The following is a 5096-nucleotide window of genomic DNA, read 5'->3' as shown; positions in this document are numbered from 1 at the left end:
ATTAAAACAAGAAGTAATTAATGTTGAAAGTCGTAAAAGCTTTATCACAGCAGAACTAAAATTTATTGGAAATAGAATAAAACATAATACTAAATCTTCACATGAATTTGTGGAACAAATGAAAAAAGATTCCAGAACCATTGCCTTAATTCCTGAAAGAGAAGTATTCAATAAAACAACTCTTAATCATGAACCGCTGATCAACATGGAAAAAGGCAAAAGCTCAACTCCAAAAGCAAGGGAATTTTTTGAGAAAATTGACAAAATATTTGATACGTTTACTAAGCAATAATCATATCATGCTATGACATAGTGTGATATGCTATCGAAAGGATCAACATCATGGCATTTGAAGATAAAATGGACCAATTAAAAAACAGTATGAACAGCAATCCAATAACAAATGAACCTCCTACACCTAGAGTTTCAAAGTCTTATACTTTAAAACAAAACGTTGCTAATGAATTGGCCAGACGTGCCAAAGGAAAAGAGTTAACAGCTTCCAGATATTTAGAACAGCTATTGAAAAAAGAGTTCAATCTATAATTATGATCAGCCAGAAAATTCATAAGTACAACAGCAACTACAATAAATGTTACATTTTTTGGTTAATTTAATTAAAACATCGATTGAATAATATTTGCTAGTATATTCAATCGCTTGTTGGTTCCAAACTAAGAGCTGGTAAAGTATACAAGATCAAACAATGTTGCTGGAAGATAAGCGCTATGCTAGACTAAAACTAATTTAACAACCGAATAGAAGATAAAGCTAAACAGAAAAAGTCCTTGATTCACGGGGAATCAGGGACTTTTGGTTTAGCAAGTAGCTATCAGACAGCTACTTAGATTCAGTCGATTTTAACTTGGCGGTGAAAATCGACTGAACATTGTTCTTAATTTGTAGGTTAATTATACCGCAAACCAGTCCTAGAGGACAAGTGAAGGATAGTTAAAAACAAATCAAAGCCAATGGACTAAGTAGCTAACCGAAGCTATTTAGTCCATTTTTTGTTGTTAGAAATTAAAAAAGTTGCCGAATGGGCAACCAAGAATAGGCACATGCTGGTAAATTACAAAGCCCTCACGGCTAAATGAATGCTTTGTAATTTAGTTAAAGCATATCAGATTTGTATTTTAAAGCAAATCTAATGTTTTAGCAACTCTCTTTCGAGACAGTGTGTGTCAGTTGAGAAGGGAAGTTTTATAATGAATCAAACTAATTTCAATTTTATTGAGTCGGAAAAAGCTTATGCAACTCGTTTTTTCCAATTCCCACAGGTTTTAATTTATGGATCTCAATATAAGACATTAAGTGATAGTGCAAAATTAGGATATATGATTTTACACGATAGACTAGATTATTCATTGAAAAACAACTGGGTTGATGAAGATAACAGGGTTTATTTCATTTTTACAAATCAAGAACTAACAGATCTTATGGGCTGGTCAAAAAAGAAAGTGATTAGGGTAAAAAATGAACTTGAAAACCAAGGATTATTATTTCAGAAAGCCATGCACTTTAATCCCAAAACTGGTAAAAATGAACCAAATAGATTGTATTTAGCAGATTTAGAAGTTACCGCAACAGACATTTATACAAAATCTCGGCAACAAGAGCCACGAACCCTTGGTACACGCGAAAGTGTCAAAACGGAACCTTCGCGGAAGTTCGTTAAAACCCTTGATACACGCGAAAGTGTCAAAACGGAACCTTCGCGGAAGTTCGTTAAAGATACACCACAAACCCTTGATACACGCGAAAGTGTCAAAAAGAGTCACAATCTAGACTATACTAATAATTTAGATACTAATAGATATAATATAGATACTCAAAAGTTGGACTTTTCCACAGCCCAATTCTCACCAGCAGAACTAGAAAAGCAAAACAAGGATTTGGTGAACCATGCTAATGATTTCTTAACTGATAAAGATAGTGGCTTACCGGTTTTCTTAGAACCCGAAGCCGTACAATTACTTAGTTTCTGGTGCCGCACCCCGCAACAAATGCGCCGGTTTATTGGTATCATTCTGAATGCTAAATATCGAGTTGAAAAGGATCATCAAGATATTGGGGTTCTAATCCCACTGGACGATGAAGAACTTAAACCTTTGATGACTAAAGCCTTGAGACGCTACTTTAACGCCCTGAGAAGCAATGAGAAGCACATCAAGAACGTGGAAAACTACTTGTACGGCACCATGCAAAACCTATTTGGCGTTTGGTGGAATAAACAAGCAGCTAGAGAATATGCGGCCAAACACCCCGAAGAATTCAAAGAGCAAGAGGCTCATTCAGATTGGCTCTAAAATCGTTTATCAGCCGTTTTAACTAACTGACAGATAAATACACCAAGCTTGGTTTGAAATGGCTAAGAAACTATAAATACGGCCAATAATAAGCAAAAAAATGAGTTAATTGGTTCTAAAGACCTGATTTTATGCAAATAGAGATCTAAGTCGTTTTAACCATGAGATAAAATTATCAGTAATTTAGATCATAAAATCCTGCAAAATTGCTGTTAATTAACTGAAATACCTGGTTAATAACCAGAAAACCAGGCCCGTTAGTATGCCAGTCGGGATTACCGCTAACAAATAATTCTTAATTTCATACCACGAGAACCGCTTTTTCGTGGCTTGTAACTGCTGATCCACTTGATCAGCGACTTGGTCCATCGTCTCTTGAATGGTCTGGTTCACTTGGTCGCTGAGTTGGCTGAGGCGCTGGTTGTTTTGGCCTTGCTCGGTTTGAATCTGTTTGAGGGCGGTCAGGTTTTGCTGACTGATCAGGTTGGTCTGCTTTTGGAACACTGCGTAGGCGTTTTGTAAGGTCTGTTTTAATTGGGCCTGCGAGCTGGCGTTGTTGCTGTCTAAGTTGTTTAAGGTCATCTGAAACTCTTGGTTGACTTGTCGGGCGGTCTGTTCGATCTGATGAAGCTGTTGATCGAGGGACGTTTTGGCTGTTGATTGTAGTTGAATCTGAGTGCCCTGGTAATTCCGGAGTTCGGTCAGGGTCTGATTGAGTTGGGTCAGTTGTTGCGTTAATGGCTCGTTTGGGTTGCTGGTTGATTCTTGATTGGGTTTGTCGGCTTGCCAACTCATTAAAAATCGTCTCCTTTTCATAATCGATCCCGAGCTTAGTGCCCCGAGACTTGTAATTGGTGCCTAAAAGCTGATAGGTGAGATTCTTCCCACGCTCCCATACTTTGACTGCCTGCTGCTTCAAATCGTCTTGAAAGGCCTGAAAATCGCGAATAAGGGGGTTCTGCATGGTGTGATCGACGGCTTGGCGGATTTGATCTTTCCAAGTGGGCTGCTGTTTAGCCCGGAGCTTAATTTCAGCCATCGAGCGTTTCTCGTGACGGTTGGGATCGGGTTGCGTGACCATTAAGCCATGTTCCTGGCAGACTTGATCCGTAATGTGGACTAAGTGATCGCGATATTGATGCCAATTACCGTGCATTTTTTGACCGGTTTCCAGGTTAATCGCACCAATGACGGCATGAACATGCAACGAATCGGTATCGGCATGTTCATAAAGGGCCACCTGTTGATTGGGATAGGCTTTGGCATAAACTTCTTTGGCAACGGCTAAAACAGTTGTCTGATCATGAGGATCTTGCGGATTAAATTCCAACGGGCTAAAGGCAATCCGGCTGGCATACGCTTGGGTTTTACCAGAATTGCCATAGACGGCCCGTACTTGTTTAAATTCGCTTTTAGCGTACTGAATATCTAAATTGAGGCCATCTTTTTTGACGGCCCGTTTTTCAGCGTAATTGACTAACCGGGACGCGCTGGTGGAACGTTTTATGTGAGTTGTTGCCATACGCGCTGCACCTCGTTTTGCAAGTCTCTTAATGCTTGGGGATCGACTTGACCACCTTGATTAGCATGATGGGCTAATTGATTGAGATTGCCGCCAATTTTAGCTAATTGATGAGTGATGTTTTGGGCATCTTGGGCGGCAATTTTAGGGGTAACTAAGCGCGCCCCCTGTGCCTTCTTTTTGACAAAAGCCGGCACGGACAGATTTAAAGTTTGCGCCGATCGCGCCAGCTTTAAATAGTCCGGTTCACTCACCCGAAAATTAATTTGTTTGCTAGCCTGACGATGAACCTGAGTCGTCTTTTTTGTGCTAGCCAGATTTTGCAGTTCGTTCACAAGTCCCACCTCCGTTGCCCTACGGGCAATGTTATTCGAGATATCAAAAGTCGGGTCAGCCGCAGGCTGACTACCTCCTAATGATAATCGAATAACAGAGGCTTGGCAAGCAACCCGCATGCTAGCCACAAGACTACGTTTGTGGCTGCTGTGGTGCTTGCAATGGGGAAAGCTAACGCTCCCCCTTGACCCCCAAGTTAGCTGCGCAATGCCAAAATGGTTAGCCGGTTGGCTAGCCACTTTTTGGCAAAGCTTCGCGCTTTTTACTCAAAATTGCTATCGGAATTTGAGTAAAAAAGTCTTTCAGACAGGGGCTGTCGGCCGAATGATTTTGCATCATGAGCATGCCTTCAGCAGGAGCCTTTCAGGCAGAGTTTTGCGCAAACGGCGCAAGCTAATTTAGCTTGATCAAAAAAGCAGCAGTTGATTTAATCAACTGCTGCCAAATCCCCCTTTAAAGGTCTAACTTATTGAGTAAATTCAATTTTAATTGTTTTACCCATAGCATGGGCAATTTCAGCTAGTTTATCAAACGTTACATTATCGCCACGTTCGATTCTAGCAATGGTGGATTGAGGGACGTTTGCTCTTTCAGCTAAATCGGCCTGAGTTAGGCCAGCTTCTTCACGAGTATGATACAACGCTAAGGCACTGGCAGATTTTTCCTTTAAGTAGCAGCCCTGCCATTTCATCAATCCACGATCGTGATAATCATGTTCAAAGAAGTTGCTAACCGCGTCTCAGGAACTAGTTTACATCCAAACAATGTCATTGAAATTTTGAATCTAGTTTCTTAGATGCTGTCTAAAATCTCTTAAGTAATAGTGCTAAAAACGCTAAAACGACCATTTGCAGACTGGTGGTTAATTGACGCTCACAATTTTTCCAAAGTCGCCGACAATTCTCTAGCCAACTAAAAGATCGTTCGAC

The 5096-nt window shown here is 40.3% G+C and carries 5 protein-coding genes and 3 pseudogenes; 3 read left to right on the top strand and 5 right to left on the bottom strand.

Annotated elements, in window-relative coordinates; genetic code table 11:
• From D1831_RS13685 to D1831_RS13675, 3 genes and pseudogenes are all read left to right on the top strand, one after another.
• A pseudogene (locus tag D1831_RS13685) lies at positions 1 to 292 on the top strand (ParA family protein); the annotation flags it as partial.
• A 50-nt stretch (positions 293 to 342) separates the two neighbouring features.
• Positions 343 to 546, top strand: coding sequence for a hypothetical protein (locus D1831_RS13680; RefSeq protein ID WP_015474751.1), 204 nt, complete (start codon positions 343 to 345; stop codon positions 544 to 546).
• Between the two features lie 662 nt (positions 547 to 1208).
• Positions 1209 to 2309, top strand: a complete 1101-nt coding sequence (locus tag D1831_RS13675) for a replication initiator protein A (RefSeq protein WP_125073396.1) — start codon at positions 1209 to 1211, stop codon at positions 2307 to 2309.
• Between the two features lie 216 nt (positions 2310 to 2525).
• Here the strand turns inward: D1831_RS13675 and D1831_RS14720 are convergent, their stop codons facing one another.
• From D1831_RS14720 to D1831_RS13655, 5 genes and pseudogenes are all read right to left on the bottom strand, one after another.
• Complete coding sequence (locus D1831_RS14720) at positions 2526 to 3104, bottom strand: hypothetical protein (protein ID WP_056988821.1); 579 nt, start codon at positions 3102 to 3104, stop codon at positions 2526 to 2528.
• A gap of 298 nt (positions 3105 to 3402) precedes the next feature.
• A pseudogene (locus D1831_RS14970) lies at positions 3403 to 3831 on the bottom strand (relaxase/mobilization nuclease domain-containing protein); the annotation flags it as partial.
• Positions 3813 to 4166: a plasmid mobilization protein gene (locus tag D1831_RS14710; protein WP_048001080.1), complete on the bottom strand. Its 354-nt coding sequence runs from the start codon at positions 4164 to 4166 to the stop codon at positions 3813 to 3815. The gene D1831_RS14710 and the pseudogene D1831_RS14970, both read right to left, overlap by 19 nt.
• A 467-nt stretch (positions 4167 to 4633) precedes the next feature.
• Positions 4634 to 4858: a helix-turn-helix domain-containing protein gene (locus D1831_RS13660; protein WP_024855736.1), complete on the bottom strand. Its 225-nt coding sequence runs from the start codon at positions 4856 to 4858 to the stop codon at positions 4634 to 4636.
• A gap of 112 nt (positions 4859 to 4970) precedes the next feature.
• Positions 4971 to 5096 (bottom strand): annotated as a pseudogene (locus D1831_RS13655) (IS5/IS1182 family transposase); the annotation flags it as partial.

Origin of the sequence: Lactiplantibacillus garii, assembly GCF_003885105.1 — a bacterium.
In the GTDB taxonomy this organism is placed as follows: domain Bacteria; phylum Bacillota; class Bacilli; order Lactobacillales; family Lactobacillaceae; genus Lactiplantibacillus; species Lactiplantibacillus garii.
The sequence above is the reverse complement of the archived record's forward strand: the minus strand, read 5'-3'. Positions and strand labels throughout refer to the sequence as shown.